Origin of the sequence: Streptomyces griseus subsp. griseus (assembly GCF_000720255.1) — a bacterium.
In the GTDB taxonomy this organism is placed as follows: domain Bacteria; phylum Actinomycetota; class Actinomycetes; order Streptomycetales; family Streptomycetaceae; genus Streptomyces; species Streptomyces griseus_I.
The window spans coordinates 31,820-49,301 of the sequence record NZ_JOJE01000018.1 but is presented as its reverse complement, the minus strand read 5'-3'; the positions used below and the strand labels follow the sequence as shown (position 1 = coordinate 49,301).

At 69.5% G+C, this 17,482-nt stretch carries 19 protein-coding genes and 1 tRNA gene; 14 read left to right on the top strand and 6 right to left on the bottom strand.

What is annotated here, in order from left to right; all coding sequences use genetic code 11:
* The first annotated feature begins 62 nt into the window (after positions 1 to 62).
* Both IG99_RS24175 and IG99_RS24170 read left to right on the top strand, forming a co-directional pair.
* A complete protein-coding gene (locus tag IG99_RS24175; protein WP_037677057.1) occupies positions 63 to 578 on the top strand; it encodes a YwqJ-related putative deaminase in 516 nt (171 codons plus the stop codon).
* 52 nt (positions 579 to 630) lie between these two features.
* The gene (locus tag IG99_RS24170; protein WP_037677056.1) at positions 631 to 1,125 is read left to right on the top strand and encodes an SUKH-3 domain-containing protein; all 495 of its coding nucleotides are present in this window, start codon (positions 631 to 633) and stop codon (positions 1,123 to 1,125) included.
* A gap of 16 nt (positions 1,126 to 1,141) precedes the next feature.
* Here IG99_RS24170 and IG99_RS24165 read toward each other — a convergent pair whose 3' ends face one another.
* Positions 1,142 to 2,431: a sensor histidine kinase gene (locus IG99_RS24165; RefSeq protein WP_037677264.1), complete on the bottom strand. Its 1,290-nt coding sequence runs from the start codon at positions 2,429 to 2,431 to the stop codon at positions 1,142 to 1,144.
* A 167-nt stretch (positions 2,432 to 2,598) separates the two neighbouring features.
* Here IG99_RS24165 and IG99_RS24160 point away from each other — a divergent pair, with 167 nt between their 5' ends.
* From IG99_RS24160 to IG99_RS24125, 8 genes are all read left to right on the top strand, one after another.
* The gene (locus IG99_RS24160) at positions 2,599 to 3,471 is read left to right on the top strand and encodes a hypothetical protein (protein WP_037677054.1); all 873 of its coding nucleotides are present in this window, start codon (positions 2,599 to 2,601) and stop codon (positions 3,469 to 3,471) included.
* Between the two features lie 6 nt (positions 3,472 to 3,477).
* Positions 3,478 to 3,548: transfer RNA gene (locus IG99_RS24155), tRNA-Gln, on the top strand.
* A 117-nt stretch (positions 3,549 to 3,665) separates the two neighbouring features.
* On the top strand, positions 3,666 to 5,114 hold the full coding sequence (gene glmU, locus IG99_RS24150; protein WP_078947871.1) for a bifunctional UDP-N-acetylglucosamine diphosphorylase/glucosamine-1-phosphate N-acetyltransferase GlmU: 1,449 nt from the start codon (positions 3,666 to 3,668) through the stop codon (positions 5,112 to 5,114).
* A 128-nt stretch (positions 5,115 to 5,242) separates the two neighbouring features.
* Positions 5,243 to 6,217 carry a ribose-phosphate diphosphokinase gene (locus IG99_RS24145; protein ID WP_037677051.1) on the top strand — a complete coding sequence of 325 codons (975 nt, stop codon included), beginning with the start codon at positions 5,243 to 5,245 and terminating at the stop codon, positions 6,215 to 6,217.
* 209 nt (positions 6,218 to 6,426) lie between these two features.
* Positions 6,427 to 7,023 (top strand): 50S ribosomal protein L25/general stress protein Ctc, encoded by a 597-nt coding sequence (locus IG99_RS24140; RefSeq protein WP_037677048.1) that lies wholly within the window; start codon positions 6,427 to 6,429, stop codon positions 7,021 to 7,023.
* 72 nt (positions 7,024 to 7,095) lie between these two features.
* Positions 7,096 to 7,698 carry an aminoacyl-tRNA hydrolase gene (pth, locus tag IG99_RS24135; protein WP_037677046.1) on the top strand — a complete coding sequence of 201 codons (603 nt, stop codon included), beginning with the start codon at positions 7,096 to 7,098 and terminating at the stop codon, positions 7,696 to 7,698.
* 46 nt (positions 7,699 to 7,744) lie between these two features.
* Entirely contained in the window at positions 7,745 to 8,248 is a 504-nt protein-coding gene (locus IG99_RS24130) for a hypothetical protein (protein ID WP_107056007.1), read from the top strand.
* Positions 8,249 to 8,349: 101 nt separating this feature from the next.
* Positions 8,350 to 9,072 (top strand): LPXTG cell wall anchor domain-containing protein, encoded by a 723-nt coding sequence (locus tag IG99_RS24125; RefSeq protein WP_037677043.1) that lies wholly within the window; start codon positions 8,350 to 8,352, stop codon positions 9,070 to 9,072.
* Between the two features lie 76 nt (positions 9,073 to 9,148).
* Here the strand turns inward: IG99_RS24125 and ppc are convergent, their stop codons facing one another.
* Positions 9,149 to 11,878 (bottom strand): phosphoenolpyruvate carboxylase, encoded by a 2,730-nt coding sequence (gene ppc / locus IG99_RS24120; RefSeq protein WP_037677040.1) that lies wholly within the window; start codon positions 11,876 to 11,878, stop codon positions 9,149 to 9,151.
* A 305-nt stretch (positions 11,879 to 12,183) separates the two neighbouring features.
* Between ppc and IG99_RS24115 the strand changes: the two genes are divergently transcribed.
* Both IG99_RS24115 and IG99_RS24110 read left to right on the top strand, forming a co-directional pair.
* Complete coding sequence (locus IG99_RS24115) at positions 12,184 to 13,194, top strand: acyl-CoA desaturase (RefSeq protein WP_037677036.1); 1,011 nt, start codon at positions 12,184 to 12,186, stop codon at positions 13,192 to 13,194.
* Positions 13,191 to 13,868, top strand: a complete 678-nt coding sequence (locus IG99_RS24110; protein WP_037677034.1) for a TetR/AcrR family transcriptional regulator — start codon at positions 13,191 to 13,193, stop codon at positions 13,866 to 13,868. The genes IG99_RS24115 and IG99_RS24110 overlap by 4 nt, the downstream gene beginning before the upstream one ends.
* A gap of 54 nt (positions 13,869 to 13,922) precedes the next feature.
* Here the strand turns inward: IG99_RS24110 and IG99_RS45750 are convergent, their stop codons facing one another.
* The 3 genes from IG99_RS45750 to IG99_RS24100 form a co-directional block, all read right to left on the bottom strand.
* Complete coding sequence (locus IG99_RS45750) at positions 13,923 to 14,096, bottom strand: CsbD family protein (RefSeq protein WP_078947870.1); 174 nt, start codon at positions 14,094 to 14,096, stop codon at positions 13,923 to 13,925.
* Positions 14,097 to 14,159: 63 nt separating this feature from the next.
* A complete protein-coding gene (locus IG99_RS24105) occupies positions 14,160 to 14,528 on the bottom strand; it encodes a VOC family protein (protein ID WP_037677032.1) in 369 nt (122 codons plus the stop codon).
* A complete protein-coding gene (locus IG99_RS24100) occupies positions 14,528 to 15,337 on the bottom strand; it encodes a trans-aconitate 2-methyltransferase (RefSeq protein ID WP_037677030.1) in 810 nt (269 codons plus the stop codon). Before IG99_RS24100 ends, IG99_RS24105 begins: the two co-directional genes overlap by 1 nt.
* A 114-nt stretch (positions 15,338 to 15,451) precedes the next feature.
* Between IG99_RS24100 and tamR the strand changes: the two genes are divergently transcribed.
* Positions 15,452 to 15,949 carry a MarR family transcriptional regulator TamR gene (tamR, locus tag IG99_RS24095; RefSeq protein ID WP_037677027.1) on the top strand — a complete coding sequence of 166 codons (498 nt, stop codon included), beginning with the start codon at positions 15,452 to 15,454 and terminating at the stop codon, positions 15,947 to 15,949.
* On the opposite strand, the gene IG99_RS24090 is transcribed toward tamR, so the two are convergent.
* Positions 15,908 to 16,675 (bottom strand): LuxR C-terminal-related transcriptional regulator, encoded by a 768-nt coding sequence (locus IG99_RS24090; protein ID WP_037677025.1) that lies wholly within the window; start codon positions 16,673 to 16,675, stop codon positions 15,908 to 15,910. The two genes, tamR and IG99_RS24090, sit on opposite strands and share 42 nt — an antisense overlap.
* Positions 16,676 to 16,945: 270 nt before the next feature.
* On the opposite strand from IG99_RS24090, the gene IG99_RS24085 reads away from it, so the two are divergent.
* The gene (locus IG99_RS24085; RefSeq protein ID WP_037677260.1) at positions 16,946 to 17,389 is read left to right on the top strand and encodes a GNAT family N-acetyltransferase; all 444 of its coding nucleotides are present in this window, start codon (positions 16,946 to 16,948) and stop codon (positions 17,387 to 17,389) included.
* Positions 17,390 to 17,482: the final 93 nt, after the last annotated feature.

Below are 17,482 nucleotides of genomic sequence, written 5' to 3'. Positions count from 1 at the left end.
CACCAGCCCCACGATTTGGCACCCTGTGACGTCCGGGGGATGCTCGGGAGGGGAAGACGATCATGAACACGACGCAAACAGGACCGCACGCCAGCCGCTCCGGCGACCCCCGAATCGGGTGGAGCAGCAACGAAACCCCCACCATCCCCACCCTGCTCCACCGCCGCGACGGCATACTCCCCACCGTCGCCGCCGCCCTCTCCGTCCGCGGCGCCACCCTCACCGGCACCGCCGCCCGCGGCGACCAACCGCCCGCACTGCACCCCCTCGTCCAGGACTTCCTCGACACCCTCAGCAGCGCCCAACGCGACCGCTTCACCGGCCGCTGCGCCGAGGCACTCCTCATCTCACGCCACATCACCGCCGCCGACGCCGCACGCAGCAGGCGCGCCGCACGCAGACCCATGACCAACGGCGAAGCCCGAAAAGCCCTCAAACAAGCCAAACTCACCGCCCGCCGCATCCGCGAGGACGGCGACCCCCTCCACGGCAGCTTCGCCACCCCCTGCCGCGCCTGCACCGCCCTCAGCGCCCACTTCGGCGTCCGCATCGTCGACCCCACGGCCACGAACGACTGACACGACCAGCACTGACCGCACGACGCACACCACCTCGACGAACAAAGGGCAGATGCACACCGACCGCACCTCAACCACCCGCTTCCCCGTCCCCGTGGACGCCGCCCTGCGGGGCGCCGGCTGGCAACCCGGACACTGGGACATCAAACAAGCCGAAATCTGGGCCGACACCCTCCGCGAACACAGCTCCCCCGCAGGCCACCGCCACGCCGTCTTCCCCGCCGCCGTAGAAGCCTGGGCCGAATTCGGCGGACTCCACATCACCCCCAAAGGCCCCGGACGCCAAGTCGCCCCCGCCACCCTCCACCTCGACCCCCTGCACGGCCTCCACCTCGCCCGCACCCTCGGCGACCTCGGCCGCGCCCTCGACACCGAGGTCAGCCCCCTCGGCGCCGAAACCGACACCCACGCCCTCCTCGCCATCGACACCGAGGGCCGCGTCTACGCCCTCGACCACACCGGCGACTGGTACCTCGGCCCCGACATCGACCAAGCCCTCGTCGGCCTCGTCACCGGCATAGAGCCCACCCGCCTGACAACGGGCTGAACCAGAAACCCCGGCACTACGACGCCGCCGGAATCACCGCCGACACCCGAAAACCCCCCGCATCCGTCGGCCCCGACACGAACACCCCACCCAGGGCCGACACCCGCTCCTTCATCCCCACCAACCCATTGCCCCCCGACGGCAACCGCGCAGACGACGCCGACCCCACCTCCGGCGGCGGCTCGTTCTCCACCTGCATCGCGATCTCCGACACCCGATGCGCCAACCGCACATGCGTCTTCGCCCCCGCCGCATGCTTGTGCACATTCGTCAGCGCCTCCTGCACCACCCGATACGCCGTCTGCTCCACCTCCCGCGCATACGCCCGCGCATCCCCCTCCACCGACAGATCCACCACCATCCCCGCGGCCGCCGACTGCCCCACCAACTCCTCCAACTCCGACAGACACGGCCCCTCCTCCCCCACCACCTGCGAAGCCGCCGCAACCAACGCCACCGACGCCACCGACGCCGGCCTCCGCGGCGCATCCCCGCTCCGCAACACCCCCAGCATCTCCCGCAACTCCGTCAACGCCTGCCGCCCCATGTCCCCCACCAACGCGGCATTGCGCACCGCCTTCTCCGGATCCTTCCGCGCCACCGCCTGCAACGCCGCCGCATGCACCACCATCAGACTCACCCGATGCGCGACCACGTCATGCATCTCCCGCGCGATCCGCGTCCGCTCCTCGCCCCGCGCCCACTCCGCCCGCTCCTCGGCACGCTCCGCCAGCAGCTGCAACTCCCGCTCAAGACTGTCCGCCCGCTCCCGCAAGCTCTCCATCAGCCTGCGCCGCGCCCCCACGTACAACCCCAGCAACACCGGCGGGGCGGTCAGCCCCAGCGACGTCGCGATCGCCGCGAACGGCACGAACCAGTCCCCCAGCGTCAGGCTCCCCTGATCCATCCCCTGCCGCACCCGCACGAACGTCACGATCAACGTCCCCACCAGCGACATCCCCGCGAGCGACGCGATGATCCGGCGCGGCATCTCGGCGGCGGCGAGCGTGTACAGCCCGACGATGCCCATCAGGTAACCCATCTGGGCGGGCGTGATGGCGATCGCCACCAGCACCACCGCGATCGGCCACCGCCGCCGGACCAGCAGAACCGATCCGGCCAACAGCCCGAACAGCACCCCCAGAGCCAACGGCATCCCCGCGGCCCGCGCGAACGGAACTCCCTCCCCCGCACACTCCAGCGCCGACACCACCGCGAGGCTCGTGTCGAACACCGCGCTACGCCGTCTGTCCCACCACCACGGCCCTCCCAAGGCCGTCCCGTGGTCTTCCCCCGTCGTGGTCATGCCCCCCAGCCTACGATCGCCCACCCCCTCTTTTCCGGCGAGTTTCTCCGACTGGCCTACACCACACTCCGTAACGGAATGTCTCCGAAACCGCCCCCTATCCCTCGAACTGCTGAACCAGGACTGTTCGAGGGCGGAACCAGCCATTCCGGCCGGACGGTATGCGTATGGCACATTCCCATGGCAAGTACGCGGACTTCGAGGGGTTGAGGGAGCAGGCGGTCGCCTTGCGGCGGGCGGGACTCAGCCTTCGGCAGATCAGGGACGAGCTCCAGGTCCACAACAATGAGACACTTCAGCGACTCGTGGAGGGCGAGCCTCCCCCGGAATGGACGAAGCGGCCGCGCGCGAAGGACGACCTCAAGGAGAGGGCGCGAGAACTGCGGCGACAGGGCTGGTCGTACAACCAGATCCAGGCCGAGCTGGGCTGCTCGAAGAGCTCCGTCTCGCTGTGGGTGCGGGATCTACCGCACCCGGAGCCGAAGTGCACACCGGAGGAGCAGCGAGCACGCATGAACGCGGGGCTTGCGCGGCTGCACGCCTCTCGCGACAGCGAGCGCGAGGCGACGAAGCAGGCAGCCGCGTCGGCCATCGGGAAGCTGTCCGACCGGGAACTGTTCATCGCTGGCGTTGCCCTGTACTGGGCCGAGGGCTCCAAGGACAAGCCGTACCGCCGCACCGAGGTTCTGCAGTTCATCAACAGCGACCCGAACGTGATCAAGCTTTTCCTGCGGTGGCTCAAGTTGCTTGACGTGGGTCCGGACCGCTTGACGCTACGAGTCAGCATCCACGAAACGGCCGACGTCGAGGCCGCCGAGTGCTTCTGGGCCGAAGTCGTGGGCGTCGACGTCTCGGCGTTCAGCAAGGCCACCCTGAAGAAGCACAACCCCCGCACGGTCCGTAAAAACACGAGCGACTCCTACCGGGGTTGCCTCACGATCTACGTCCGACAGAGCGCTGACCTATACCGTCGCATGGAGGGCTCCTGGTACGGCATAGTAGGAGCTGTCCGTCCGGGCGATCTATCGAACCGGACATAGGGGCGATCCCGGGTCGTCTAAGGGCAGGACAGCGTCTTTTGGTGTCGCTTATGGGGGTTCGAGTCCTCCCCCGGGAGCCCTAGCAGAAGTGGGCCCTGACCTCGCCGTCAGGGCCCACTCTCATGTCCCCCACGAAACGCCCCGGTATCCTGCGGATGTCAACCCCCACCTCTCCACAGCCGAAGGGCATCCCCGTGAGCGCCATCCGCCCGGCAGCCGTCGTCGTACTCGCAGCGGGTGAGGGCACCCGTATGAAGTCGGCCACACCCAAGGTCCTGCACGAGCTCTGCGGTCGCAGTCTCGTCGGTCATGTGCTTGCCGCAGCCCGAGAGTTGGACCCGCAGAACCTGGTCGTCGTGGTCGGGCACGCCCGTGAGAAGGTCACCGGGCACCTCGGCGAGATCGACCCGGACGTCCGTACGGCCGTCCAGGCGGAGCAGAACGGCACCGGCCACGCCGTCCGCATGGCGCTCGAAGAGCTCGGCGGCTCCGTCGACGGCACCGTCGTGGTCGTCTGCGGCGACACCCCCCTCCTCACCGGCGACACCCTCAAGCGGCTCGCCGGCACGCACGAGGCCGACGGCAACGCGGTGACCGTGCTGACGGCGGAGGTCCCGGACGCCACCGGCTACGGCCGTATCGTCCGCGACGAGGCCTCCGGCGCCGTCACCGGGATCGTCGAGCACAAGGACGCCACCGACGCGCAGCGCGCGATCCGGGAGATCAACTCGGGTGTCTTCGCGTTCGACGGGCAGTTGCTCGCCGACGCGCTCAAGAAGGTCCGTACGGACAACTCGCAGAGTGAGGAGTACCTCACCGACGTTCTCGGCATTCTCCGTGAGGCCGGTCACCGTGTGGGCGCCTCCGTGGCCGTGGACCACCGTGAGATCGCGGGGATCAACAACCGGGTGCAGCTTTCGGAGGCCCGTCGGACCCTGAACGACCGGCTGCTCACCGGCGCCATGTTGGCGGGGGTCACCGTCGTGGACCCGGCGACCACCTGGGTCGATGTCACCGTCACCTTCGAGCAGGACGCCGTCGTCCACCCGGGCACGCAGTTGCTCGGGGCGACTCATGTGGGCGAGGGTGCCGAGGTCGGTCCGAACAGCCGGCTGAAGGACACGCAGGTCGATGCCGGGGCGCGGGTGATCAACACGGTCGCGGACGGGGCGGTCGTCGGTCCCCAGGCGTCCGTGGGTCCGTACGCCTACCTCCGGCCCGGTACCCGTCTGGGACTGAAGTCCAAGATCGGTACGTACGTCGAGACGAAGAACGCTTCCATCGGTGAGGGCACCAAGATTCCGCACCTGTCCTATGTCGGTGACGCGACGATCGGTGAGTACTCGAACATCGGTGCCGCGAGTGTCTTCGTGAACTACGACGGGGAGGCCAAGCACCACACGACGGTCGGGTCGCATTGCCGTACCGGTTCGGACAACATGTTTGTGGCGCCTGTCACGGTCGGGGACGGTGCCTACACGGCCGCCGGCTCGGTGATCACGAAGGATGTGCCGCCCGGTTCGCTGGCCGTGGCCCGTGGTCAGCAGCGGAATATCGAGGGTTGGGTGGCTCGTAAGCGTCCGGGCAGCGCGGCTGCGAAGGCGGCCGAGACGGCCTCCCGCCAGGAGGAAAGCGGAAGCTGACCGGATTCCGGTGCTTCGAACACGGCGTACCGTGATAAGTGCACACCCGCACCCCCCAGCTGAGACGACCTCTCATGCCCAGCCGAGGTCTCGACAGCCAGCTGAGAAACCTCTGAGGAGACAGTGCTGTGACCGGGATCAAGACGACCGGCGAGAAGAAGTTGATGTTCTTCTCCGGCCGCGCCCACCCCGAGCTTGCCGAGGAGGTCGCCCACCAGCTGGATGTCGGGGTCGTCCCGACGAAGGCCTTCGACTTCGCCAATGGTGAGATCTATGTGCGGTATCAGGAGTCGGCCCGTGGGGCGGACTGTTTCCTGATCCAGAGCCACACGGCTCCCATCAATAAATGGATCATGGAGCAGTTGATCATGATCGACGCGCTGAAGCGCGCGTCGGCCCGTTCCATCACGGTCATCGTGCCGTTCTACGGTTACGCGCGGCAGGACAAGAAGCACCGTGGACGTGAACCGATCTCGGCGCGTCTGATCGCGGACATGATGAAGACGGCGGGTGCGGACCGCCTCCTGACCGTGGATCTGCACACGGACCAGATCCAGGGCTTCTTCGACGGTCCGGTGGACCACCTGTTCGCGCTGCCGTTGCTGGCGGACTACGTGGGTGGGAAGGTCGACCGGAACAAGCTGACGGTGGTTTCCCCGGACGCGGGTCGGGTGCGGGTCGCGGACCGGTGGTGTGACCGTCTGGGTGCGCCGCTGGCGATCGTGCACAAGCGTCGTGACAAGGACGTGGCGAACCAGGTGACCGTCCATGAGGTCGTGGGTGAGGTCGAGGGCCGGGTCTGTGTTCTGGTGGACGACATGATCGACACCGGTGGCACGATCTGCGCGGCGGCCGACGCGTTGTTCGCGCACGGTGCGGAGGACGTCATCGTGACGGCTACGCACGGTGTGCTGTCGGGGCCTGCGGCGGATCGTCTGAAGAACTCGAAGGTGAGTGAGTTCGTCTTCACGAACACGCTGCCGACGCCGGGTGAGCTGGAGCTGGACAAGATCAAGGTGCTGTCGATCGCGCCGACGATCGCGAGTGCGGTGCGTGAGGTGTTCGAGGACGGTTCGGTGACGAGCCTGTTCGACGAGCAGTAGGTTCCGCGAGCGGTTGGCCCCAGGACCTCCCGCTTGATCGATTTTTCTGCGGCCTCCCCTGCCGAGTAGACTGCCCCAGTTGCTCGGCGAGGGAGGCCGTACCCGTTTCTGACGGGGTGCGGACGTCCGTTATCGACGCGCTCTTCGTAGCAGGCCGTTCGTGGCCGGGTGACCACGTCCGTTCCTATGTTCTACGAGGAGTGATCCACATGTCCGAGGTGAAGCTCGCCGCCGAGACGCGTACCGAGTTCGGCAAGGGTGCCGCGCGTCGTATCCGCCGTGACGACAAGGTTCCCGGTGTTCTGTACGGCCACGGCGAGGCCCCGCTGCACCTGACCCTGCCGGGTCACGACCTGCTGATGGCGCTGCGTACGCCGAACGTCCTGATCGCGCTGGACATCGACGGCAAGAACCACCTGGCGATCCCGAAGTCCGTGCAGCGTGACCCGATCAAGGGCTTCCTGGAGCACGTGGACCTGCTTCTGGTCAAGCGTGGCGAGAAGGTCAACGTCGAGATCTACGTTCACACCGAGGGCGAGCTGGCCCCGGGTGGCAACCTGCTGGAGCACGTGCTGAACGCGCTGCCGGTCGAGGCCGAGGCGACGCACATCCCCGAGTCCGTGACCGTCTCCATCGAGGGTCTCACGGCCGGTGACGCGATCCACGCGAAGGACATCACCCTGCCGTCCGGTGTGAAGCTGGCCGTCGAGGAGGACGCTGTCGTCCTGCAGGTGCTGGCCGCGCAGGCCGAGGAGTCCGTCGAGGCTGGAGAGGGCGCCGAGGGCGAAGAGCCCGCCGAGGCCTGATCCTCGCCCTTTTGTTCGTTTGCCGGCCGCCGCTCCCTCCCGGGGGCGGCGGTCGGCGCGTATCAAGGAGACATGCAGGTGACGACCGATGCGAACGCCCCCTGGCTGGTCGTGGGGCTGGGCAATCCGGGGTCCGAGTACGCGGGCAACCGGCACAACGTGGGCTTCATGGTGGCCGATCTGCTGGCGGAGCGGGTGGGGGCCCGGTTCAAGCGGGCGGGGAAGGCGCAGGCGCAGGTCGTGGAGGGGCGTATCGGTCCGCCGGGGCCGGCGAACCGTCGGGTGGTGCTGGCGAAGCCGATGTCGTTCATGAACCTGTCGGGGGGTCCGGTGAACGCGTTGCGGGAGTTCTACAAGGTGCCGCTCGCGAACGTCGTGGCGGTGCATGACGAGCTGGACATCGACTACGGGGTGTTGCGGCTGAAGCTGGGTGGGGGTGACAACGGGCACAACGGTCTGAAGTCGATGACGAAGGCGATGGGTGCGGAGTATCACCGGGTGCGGTTCGGGATCGGGCGGCCGCCGGGTCGTATGCAGGTGGCGGACTTCGTGTTGAAGGACTTCGCGTCGGCGGAGCGCAAGGAGTTGGGCTACTTCGTGGACCGGGCGGCGGATGCGGTGGAGTGCCTGGTGATCGAGGGGTTGGAGCGGGCGCAGGGTACGTACAACTCCTGACTTGTCGGGTGCTGGGCGGAGTTGACTGGCCGTGCGGGTATGGCCAATGATCCCGGCCATGCCTGCCACCCCCACCTCCCCCCGCCGGGCCTCGGTCGTCGCGTTGCGGTTCGGGCGGCTGGCGGCGATGGGGGCGGTCGCCTTGCTGATTCTGATCGCGGGGGTGTGGGCGTCGTGGGGTTCCGCTCAGCACGTGATGCTGACGAAGGGGCGTGAGCGGGGCACGATCGAGGTGACGCGGTGCGGTGAGGAGACGTGTTCGGGTCCGTTCACGCCGGTGTCGCAGGGGGCTTCGGCGCGCAGGCAGGTGGTCATCGCGAAGTCGGTGGCGGTGCGCAAGGGGCGGACGTACACGGTGGTGGTGAAGCCGGAGTCGGACGAGGTGGTGCGTTCGGGGCCGGCGGGGGTGTTGTTCGCGTGGATTCCGCTGGGTGGTGCGCTGCTGCTGGCGTCGGTGGTGGTGGCGGGCGGGGTGGGACGGGTGCGGGTCGGGTGGGCGCTGGCGGGTGCTGGGGTGGCGTTGCTGACCTTGGCGTTCGTGACGGTCTGAGTGAGCGTTGTGCGTTCGTGATTGACCTGGTCCCGGTCGAGGCTGGAAGCTGAGCCGCCCCCTCCACATCTTCTGTTGGTTCACTCGAAGATGGACTGCCCATGCGTACCCTCATCCGCGCCGGCGCTGTGTCGACAGTCGCCGTGGCCGCCTTGATCGCGGCCCCTTCCGCTTTTGCCGCCCCTGCTGGGGACAACGGCACCGTGAAGATCCATGACGCCTCGACCGGCGAGGAGCTGAAGCGCAACGAGCCGCACGTCTGCGCGTTCTACCTGGACGCCTTCGGTTTTGACGGCGTCCAGGAGGTCGACTGGCACATCGAGGCCTGGGCGCCGACCGCCGCCCCGAAGGGCGAGACGGTGAAGTCCGGTGAGATCGCGCTGGACGGCGAGGGTCACGGCCGTACGGCGGACCTGTCCTTGCCGGACGGGCACTACAAGCTGTTCTGGAACTTCGACGGCGAGAAGGGTGCCGCGAAGCACAAGGTGTTCTGGTCGGACTGCGAGGACTCCGGGGGCGGCGGTGGTTCGACGCCGTCCGCGTCGGTGTCGCCGAGTTCCTCCGCGAGTGAGGGGGCGTCTCCGTCGGCGTCCGCGTCTTCCTCCGCGTCCTCGTCGGCGTCGCCGGGCCCGGGCTCGTCGGTGTCGGCGTCCGCGTCTTCCTCCTCTGCTGCCGATCCGTCGCCGCAGGGTGGCGGTGACGGCGGCGATCTGGCCGAGACGGGCAGCAGCGCCCCGGTCGGGCTGCTGTCGGGTGTGGCGGCCGCGCTGGTCGGAGCCGGCGGTTTCCTGGTGCTGCGGCGCCGGCGGGCTCAGCGGGGCTGACGGGCGGTTGAACGGAAGTGCCCCCGAGGACCCCGAGAATCCGCCGTGGTCCTCGGGGGCACTCGTGTGTCCGGGGTCAGCCGGTGTTGCGCAGGCCCGCCGCCACACCGTTGACGGTGAGGAGCAGGGCGCGGGAGAGCAGCGGGTCGGGCTCTTCGCCGGCGGCCGCCGCTTCGCGCTGGCGCTTGAGGAGGGTGACCTGGAGGTAGGAGATGGGGTCCAGGTAGGCGTCGCGGATGGCGAAGGTCTGCTTGAGGACGGGGGTGGCGTCGAGGAGTTCCTTCTCGCCGGTCACCTTGAGCACCTCGCGGACGGTGAGCTCGTGTTCGGCCTTGATGGTGTCGAAGACGTGGCGGAGCTCGTCGGGGACGAGGGTGTCGACGTAGTGCTGGGCGATGCGCAGGTCGGTCTTGGCGAGGGTCATCTCGACGTTGGAGATGAAGTTGCGGAAGAAGTGCCACTGTTCGTGCATCTCGTCGAGCACGGTGTCGAGGCCGGCCTCGCGCAGGGCCTTGAGGCCGGAGCCGACGCCGAACCAGCCGGGGACGATCTGCCGTGACTGGGTCCAGCCGAAGACCCAGGGGATGGCGCGCAGTCCGTCGAGCGAGACGCCGGAGCCGGGGCGGCGGGAGGGCCGGGAGCCCAGGTGCAGGTCGGCGAGCTGGTCCACCGGCGTCGAGGCGAGGAAGTACGTCGGCAGGTCGGGGTCCTCGACGAGCCTGCGGTAGGCGTTGTGGGCGGCGTCGCTGACGACGTCCATGGCGGCGTCCCAGCGGGCGAGGGCCTCGACGGACTGGCGGGGTGCGGTGTGCAGGGCGGACGCCTGGAGGGTGGCGGCGACGGTGAGTTCGAGGTTCTCCCTGGCCAGGGACGGGATGAGGTACTTGTCGGAGATGACCTCGCCCTGCTCGGTGACCTTGATCTCGCCTTCGAGGGTGCCCCAGGGCTGGGCGAGGATGGCGTCGTGGGAGGGGCCGCCGCCGCGGCCGACGGTGCCGCCGCGGCCGTGGAAGAGGCGCAGGCGGACGCCGTAGCGGTGGGCGACGTCGCGCAGGCGGCGCTGAGCGCGGTGGATCTCCCACTGACTGGTGGTGATGCCGCCGAACTTGGAGGAGTCGCTGTAGCCGAGCATGACCTCCTGGACGTCGCCCCTGAGTGCGACGAGGCGCCGGTAGGAGGGGTCGGAGAGCATGTCCTCGAGGATGGTGTCGGCGGCCTTGAGCTCGTCGGTGGTCTCAAGGAGCGGCACGATGCCGATCTTGGCCCAGCCGGCGTGCAGGTCGAGGAGGCCGGCCTCGCGGGCGAGGACGGCGGCGGCGAAGACGTCGTCGGCGCCCTGGCACATGGAGATGATGTAGGACTCGACGACCTCGGGGCCGAAGACCTCGAGGGCGCGCTTGACGGTCTGGAAGACGCCGAGGGTCTTGGCGCCGGCGGCGTCGACGGGGGCCGGGGTGGGGGCGAGGGGCCGTCGGGAGCGGAGTTCCTTGGCGAGGAGCTTGGCGCGGTAGTCGCGCGGCATGTCGGTGTAGCGCCAGGATTCCTCGCCGAGGCGGTCGAAGAGCTGGCCGAGGGCGTGGTGGTGGGCGTCGGCGTGTTCGCGTACGTCCATGGTGGCGAGCTGGAGCCCGAACGCGGCGAGCGTTCTGATGGTGCGGTTCATGCGGCCGTCGGCGAAGAGGGCGCCGCGGTGTTCGCGCAGGGAGGTCTGGATGAGGGTGAGGTCGGCCAGGAGTTCGCTGGTGCCGAGGTAGTCGCGGCCGTCCTCGTGTGGGGTGCCCTTGGCGAGGCGCTGCTTGGTGTTCTCGAGCTTCTGGCGGATGCAGGTGGCCTTGAGCCGGTAGGGCTCCTCGGCGTTGAGGCGCTTGTAGCGGGGGCTGATCTCGGGCAGGCGTTCGAGGTCGGACTGGAGGGACTGCAGGAGTTCCTCGGTGGCGCCGGTGTAGCGGATGCTGTTCGACAGGAAGCCGCGCAGCTCGTCGATCATCTCCAGGGCGTCGTTGATGCCGTGTTCGTGCTGGAGGATGAGGACGTCCCAGGTCACCTGGGGGGTGACGTTGGGGTTGCCGTCGCGGTCGCCGCCGATCCAGGTGCCGAAGGTGAGGGGGCGGGTGTCGTCCGGGAGGGTGACGCCGACGCGTTCGAGTTCGGCGGTGAGGTCCTCGAGGACGTCGCCGACGGCGCCGGCGTGGAGTTCGTCGAGGTAGTAGACGGCGTTGCGGGCCTCGTCGGCGGGTTCGGGGCGGACGACGCGCAGTTCGTCGGTCTGCCAGACGAGGTCGATGTTCTCGGCGAGGCGGATGTCGTAGCGGCGGCGGTCGGCCTCGATGACGGGGGTTTCCAGGAGCGCGGCGATGCGCCGGAGCTTGTTGAGTACCGACCGGCGCGCGGCTTCGGTGGGGTGTGCGGTGAACACCGGGCGGACGTTGAGGTGGCGGACGGTCTGCCGGATGTGCTCGGGGTCGGCGTCCTTGAGGCGGTCGGCGGTGCGGGCGAGGAGGCCGCCCTCGGCGGCGCGGCGGGCTCGCAGTTCGCGGCCGCGGTGGACCTGCTCGGTGACGTTGGCGAGGTGGAAGTAGGTGGAGAAGGCGCGGACGAGCTTGGCGGCGGTCTCCAGTTCGGTTCCGCGCAGCAGTTCGGCGGCGGCTTCGCCGTCCTCGCGGGTGAGGCGGCGGACCTTCTCGACCAGGTCGAGGAGCTCGGGGCCCTCCTGCCGGACGAGGGTCTCACCGAGGAGGTCACCGAGTCGGCGGATGTCGGCGCGCAGCTCGCTGCTGGTTGTCGTCTGGTCGTCGGCACTGCTCACAGGTGCGGCTCCTTGCAGTGTTGAAGCTCGTCCGGGAGGGGAACCCGGAGGGCGGCCCGGCGCGGCTGGCGCCGCATACGGGCGGAAACATCCGGGAAAGGATTCAGAGCGGACCGCGCTGTCCGACCGACTCCCAGGATATGGGTCGGTCCGGACGCGCAGTCCTTCGGGCTCTTGCCGCGGGGCGTCACGCTGCCATACTTACGACGCCGTAGGTTACGGAACCGTAGGTGAGTCCCGCTCGACTCCCACCCGGCCCGTGTACCCGGTATCTCTCACAACCCTCGACCCCACAGGGGACGCCCATGACCACAAGTTCCGACGTGATCCAAGACGCCCAGAAGGCGAGCGGCGACGCGGCCATGCCCTCCGCCACGCTGGGTGGGGAGCAGAAACGCTCGATCGAGCAGATCACCCTTCTGCTCTTCATCACCGTCCCGTTCCTCGCGCTGCTGGCGGCGGTGCCGCTGGCGTGGGGGTGGGGGGTCAGCTGGCTGGACCTCGGTCTGCTGGTCTTCTTCTACTTCCTGGGCTGCCACGGCATCACGATCGGTTTCCACCGGTACTTCACGCACGGTTCCTTCAAGGCCAAGCGGCCCCTGCGGATCGCGCTGGCGATCATGGGGTCGATGGCGGTCGAGGGGCCGCTGGTGCGCTGGGTGGCGGACCACCGCAAGCATCACAAGTTCTCGGACGCGGAGGGTGACCCGCACTCTCCGTGGCGGTTCGGTGAGACGGTTCCGGCCCTGATGAAGGGCCTGTGGTGGGCGCACATCGCCTGGATGTTCGATGAGGAGCAGACCCCGCAGGAGAAGTACGCGCCGGACCTGATCAAGGACAAGGCGATCCGGATGATCTCCCGCCAGTTCATCCTGTGGGCGGCCCTGTCCCTCGCCCTGCCCGCGCTGATCGGCGGCCTGGTGACGATGTCCTGGTGGGGCGCGTTCACCGGGTTCTTCTGGGGCTCCCTGGTGCGGGTGGCCCTGCTGCACCACGTCACGTGGTCGATCAACTCGATCTGTCACGCGGTCGGCAAGCGGCCGTTCAAGTCGCGGGACCGCTCGGGCAACGTGTGGTGGCTGGCGGTCCTGTCGTGCGGCGAGTCCTGGCACAACCTGCACCACGCGGACCCGACGGCGGCACGGCACGGGGTGGAGCGCGGCCAGGTGGACTCCTCGGCGCGCTTCATCCGCGTCTTCGAGATGTTCGGCTGGGCGTACGACGTGCGCTGGCCGTCACGCTCGCGTATCGATTCGCGCCGGAACACCGCGGAAGGCGGCTCCCCGCGCCGGAAGGAGACGGCCGAGGCGGCATGATTGACGCCGTGGCGACCGACTCCAGCAGCACCCCGAGCAATGAGAAGCCGCGGCGTGCGCGTCGCACCCGGATGACCGGGGCGGAGCGTCGCCAGCAGCTGCTGGAGATCGGCCGCACGCTGTTCGCGGCGAAAGGCTTCGAGGGCACGTCGGTGGAGGAGATCGCGGCGAAGGCCGGGGTGTCCAAGCCGGTGGTGTACGAGCACTTCGGCGGCAAGGAGGGCCTCTACGCGGTCGTCGTCGACCGTGAGATGCGACGCCTGCTGGAGATGGTCACCAGCTCCCTCACGGCCGGCCACCCCCGGGAGCTGTGCGAGCAGGCCGCCTTCGCGCTCCTGGACTACATCGAGGAGTACACGGACGGATTCCGCATCCTGGTCCGTGACTCCCCCATCCCCCAGTCGACGGGTTCCTTCGCGTCCTTGATCTCCGACATCGCCACCCAGGTGGAGGACATCCTGGGCCGCGAGTTCAAGAGCCGCGGCTTCGATCCGAAGCTCGCGCCGCTCTACGCCCAGGCCCTGGTGGGCATGGTCGCCCTGACCGGCCAGTGGTGGCTGGACGTGCGCCGCCCGAAGAAGGCGGAGGTCGCGGCGCATCTGGTGAACCTGGCGTGGAACGGTCTGGACGGGCTGGAGGCGAAGCCGCACCTGATCGGGCGCCGGAAGAGCTGAGCACGCGAGTGGGCCCCCGTCCGTCGGACGGGGGCCCACTCGGGCTTTCGGGCGTCAGTGCCGGAAGACGTCCTTCGCCTTCTCCTTGGACTGGCGCGCGTCGCCCTTGGCCTGGTCGGCGCGGCCCTCGGCTTCCAGCCTCTCGTTGCCCACGGCCCGGCCCGCGGCCTCCTTGACCTTGCCCTTGGCCTGCTCGGTCTTCGCCTGGGACTTCTGCTCGTGTGCCACCGTCGATCACTCCCACTCGTTGACTTTCGGTGTCGTCACAGCGAGTGACCCGACCGGTGCCACTCAAACCTCGTGGGCGGGCTCCAGGAACTCCAGCCGGTTGCCCACCGGGTCCTCGGCGTAGAAACGCCGGTGGCCGGGGAGGTCGCCGTCCCAGACGACCGTCACGCCGTGTCCGCGCAGGCGGGCGGCGTAGGTCTCGATGCCGGTGACCCTGAGCCCCGGGTGCGCCTTCTTCGCCGGGCGGAAGTCGGTCTCGACGCCCAGATGCAGGTGCACGCCGTCCGCCTGGAACCAGCAGCCTCCCCGGGCGGCGAGCGCGGGTGGCTTCGGGATCTCCGTCATGCCGAGGGCGTCGACGTAGAAGCGGCGCATGAGGTCCTCGGTGCCGGATGGGACGGCGAGCTGGACGTGGTCGACGGCGGTGAGCATCAGGTTTCCTTCCGGGCCACGGCGAAAAGACGGCGGAACGGCAGGACCGTGCCGTGGTCGGTTACCGGGTAGGCCTCGCGGAGCAGGTCGCGGTATTCGGTGACGAAGGCGTCGCGGGCCTCGGGGTCGTCGGCGAGTGCGGTGAGGACGGGGCGCAGGCCGGTGCCCTTGACCCAGTCGAGGACGGGGTCGTCGCCCGGCAGGACGTGGTGGTACGTGGTCTCCCACACGTCCGTCCCGCAGCCGAGGCGGGCGAGCCGGTCGAGGTAGACGCCGGGCGCGTGCACGGAGTCCCCCCGGCGCAGGACAGTGGCGAGCCGGTCCTTCCAGCGGGCGGTGCCGGCGAGCTCGCGCATGAGGGCGTGCAGGGGCGCGTCGATGTTGTGGGGGACCTGGAAGGCGAGGACCCCGCCGGGGGCGAGGGCGTCGAGCCAGGCGGGGAAGGCGTCGAGGTGCCCGTCGACCCACTGGAGCACGGCGTTCGACACGATCAGGTCGTACGTCTGTGGGGGCGCCCAGGTGGCGGCGTCGGCGTGGGCGAAGTCGAGGTGTCCGCCGCCCGGGGTGGGGCCGGCGTAGGCCTGTGCCCGCTGGAGCATCTGCGGGGAGTTGTCGTAGCCGGTGATGCGGGCGGTGGGCCAGCGGTCGGCGAGGTGGGCGGTGACGTTGCCGGGGCCGCAGCCGAGGTCGGCGATGCGGGGCGGGTCACCGGGGAGGTCCGGGACACGGGCCAGGAGGTCGGCGAAGGGGCGGGCGCGATGGTCGGCGTGTCGCAGGTACTGGGCGGGATCCCAGACGGGAGCGGGCATGGTGGTGCCTCCCTCGGAAGTCGCCGGGGGCGAGGTCGGGTCCCGTCCAGCCTCCTTCCAAAGTCTCTTGACGTCAAGAGACTTCATGTCGACACAACCACTACACTGATCGTCATGGAGGACGAGGTCGATCGGCTGGTCGCTGCGTGGCGCCGGGAGCGCCCGGACCTCGACGTGGAACCGCTCGAGGTGCTCAGCCGGGTCAGCAGACTGGCCCGGCATCTGGACCGCGCACGTCGTCTGGCGTTCTCCGAGCATCAGCTGGAGCCCTGGGAGTTCGACGTCCTGACCGCGCTCAGGCGCGCGGGATCGCCGTACCAGCTCTCACCCGGTCAACTTCTCACGCAGACGCTCGTCACTTCGGGCACGATGACGAACCGCATCGACCGCCTGGCGAAGAAGGGGCTGGTGGAGCGCCTGCCCGATCCGAGCGACCGGCGCGGTGTGCTGGTCCGCCTGACGGAGGAGGGCCGCGACCGCGCCGACCAGGCCCTCGCCGGCCTTCTGGACCAGGAGCGCGCGATCCTCGCCGAGCTCTCCCGGGCCCAGCGCGGCGAGCTGGCCGGCCTGCTACGCCAGCTGACCGCCCCGTTCGACAACATCCCCGGCTAGGTCGACCGGACCCACCCCGGCGCGGCGGGCCAGCGCGACGGCGGCGAGGGTGGAGTGCACGCCGAGTTTGCCCAGCACGTTCTGCATATGGGTGCGGACGGTGTGCGGGGAGAGGAACAGGCGCTCGGCGACCGCCTTGCGGCCGAGCCCGGCGACCATGCACCGCAGCACCTCACGCTCGCGGGGTGTCAGCGACTCCACGAGCCGCTCGCTCTCCGTGCGGTGCTTGCGGGCGGCGGTCAGCTCGCGCAGGACGCCGGTGAGCAGTGCGGGCGGCAGATGCGTCTCGTCCCGCAGCACACCCCGGATGACGTTGAGCAGCCGCGACAGGGAGCAGTCCTTCGCCACCCACCCGGACGCCCCGGCCTGCAGGGCGAGGGCCGCCCGCCGGGGATCGTCCTTCTCGGCGAGGACGACGATCCGTACGGCGGGTTGTGCGGAGCGGACTCCGGCGACGAGGGAGATCCCGTCGACCACCCCGTCCTCCCCCACGTCCGGCACCGGCACCGCAGGCCGGTTCCCGGGCAGCCGGCCGCCCAGATCGGCGTCGACGAGCAGGACGTCGAACCGGCGCCCCTCGGCCGCAGCGCGCTCCAGGCTGCGCAGCGCGGCCGGGCCACTGCCGGCGGCGGACACGTCGACGTCCGGCTCGGCGGCCAGGGCCGCGGCGAGCGACTCGGCGAAGATGCGGTGGTCGTCGACGACCAGGACTCGGATGCGAACCATGAAACCCCCTTCCCCAAGCTCCTGACAGAGCAGGGGATACCCAGGTCCGGAGAACGACGACCGGCGCGGATACGACGCCCCGTGGGGTCGCCACCGCACGGCCGCCGCCATGCGGACACTGCTACCCCCACTGCGGGCGCCGTACCCGACTTGTCTCGCCCCCTGATCAGCACCGGCCCCCACCGGTGCTGTTCATCAGAGTACGGCTGGGCGGCAGGAGCGGAAGTCGATTTGCAGAACTGGCCGTCCAGCGCGTTTATGGTGTGCCGCATGTTTCGTATTGAGACAGAAGTCGACAAGACCCGGCGCGATCTTCTCCGCTCGCGGCTCCTGGCCACGAACACGGCCGCCTCCCCCGTCCTGCGCGCCCTGCGCGGCACCCCGGCCGAGCGCGAACTTCCCCTCCACATCTGGGCCTTGACCGACAGCGGCGATCTCGCCGGAGGCCTGGTCGGCCACACCTGGACCACCTGGCTCCACGTCACCTACCTCTGGGTCGACACCCCCCACCGTGGCACCGGCCTGGGCACCCGCCTCCTCGCCGAGGCGGAACACCTCGCGTCCGAGGAGCGGGGGTGCACCCACTGCCGCCTGGAGACCTGGGACTTCCAGGCCCCCGACTTCTACAAGCGGCAGGGGTACGAGGTGGTGTGCGTCATCGAGGACTATCCACCGGGGCACACGGAGTACACGCTGACGAAGCGGCTGGGCTGAGCGGGGCGGCGGGTGGCGGCGGCTGGGGCTCCGGCGAGAGCCGTGGGCGAGGGGTCGCTGCCCAGGTGTGACGGACGGGGCCGGAGACGTGGT

Coding starts and splice junctions, on each gene's coding strand:
- IG99_RS24175 (WP_037677057.1), top strand. CDS start 63: ATGAACACGACGCAAACAGGACCGCACGCCAGCCGCTCCGGCGACCCC.
- IG99_RS24170 (WP_037677056.1), top strand. CDS start 631: ATGCACACCGACCGCACCTCAACCACCCGCTTCCCCGTCCCCGTGGAC.
- IG99_RS24165 (WP_037677264.1), bottom strand. CDS start 2,431: ATGACCACGACGGGGGAAGACCACGGGACGGCCTTGGGAGGGCCGTGG.
- IG99_RS24160 (WP_037677054.1), top strand. CDS start 2,599: ATGGCACATTCCCATGGCAAGTACGCGGACTTCGAGGGGTTGAGGGAG.
- IG99_RS24140 (WP_037677048.1), top strand. CDS start 6,427: ATGTCCGAGGTGAAGCTCGCCGCCGAGACGCGTACCGAGTTCGGCAAG.
- pth (WP_037677046.1), top strand. CDS start 7,096: ATGCAGGTGACGACCGATGCGAACGCCCCCTGGCTGGTCGTGGGGCTG.
- IG99_RS24130 (WP_107056007.1), top strand. CDS start 7,745: ATGATCCCGGCCATGCCTGCCACCCCCACCTCCCCCCGCCGGGCCTCG.
- IG99_RS24125 (WP_037677043.1), top strand. CDS start 8,350: ATGCGTACCCTCATCCGCGCCGGCGCTGTGTCGACAGTCGCCGTGGCC.
- IG99_RS24115 (WP_037677036.1), top strand. CDS start 12,184: ATGACCACAAGTTCCGACGTGATCCAAGACGCCCAGAAGGCGAGCGGC.
- IG99_RS24110 (WP_037677034.1), top strand. CDS start 13,191: ATGATTGACGCCGTGGCGACCGACTCCAGCAGCACCCCGAGCAATGAG.
- IG99_RS24105 (WP_037677032.1), bottom strand. CDS start 14,528: ATGCTCACCGCCGTCGACCACGTCCAGCTCGCCGTCCCATCCGGCACC.
- IG99_RS24100 (WP_037677030.1), bottom strand. CDS start 15,337: ATGCCCGCTCCCGTCTGGGATCCCGCCCAGTACCTGCGACACGCCGAC.
- tamR (WP_037677027.1), top strand. CDS start 15,452: ATGGAGGACGAGGTCGATCGGCTGGTCGCTGCGTGGCGCCGGGAGCGC.
- IG99_RS24090 (WP_037677025.1), bottom strand. CDS start 16,675: ATGGTTCGCATCCGAGTCCTGGTCGTCGACGACCACCGCATCTTCGCC.
- IG99_RS24085 (WP_037677260.1), top strand. CDS start 16,946: ATGTTTCGTATTGAGACAGAAGTCGACAAGACCCGGCGCGATCTTCTC.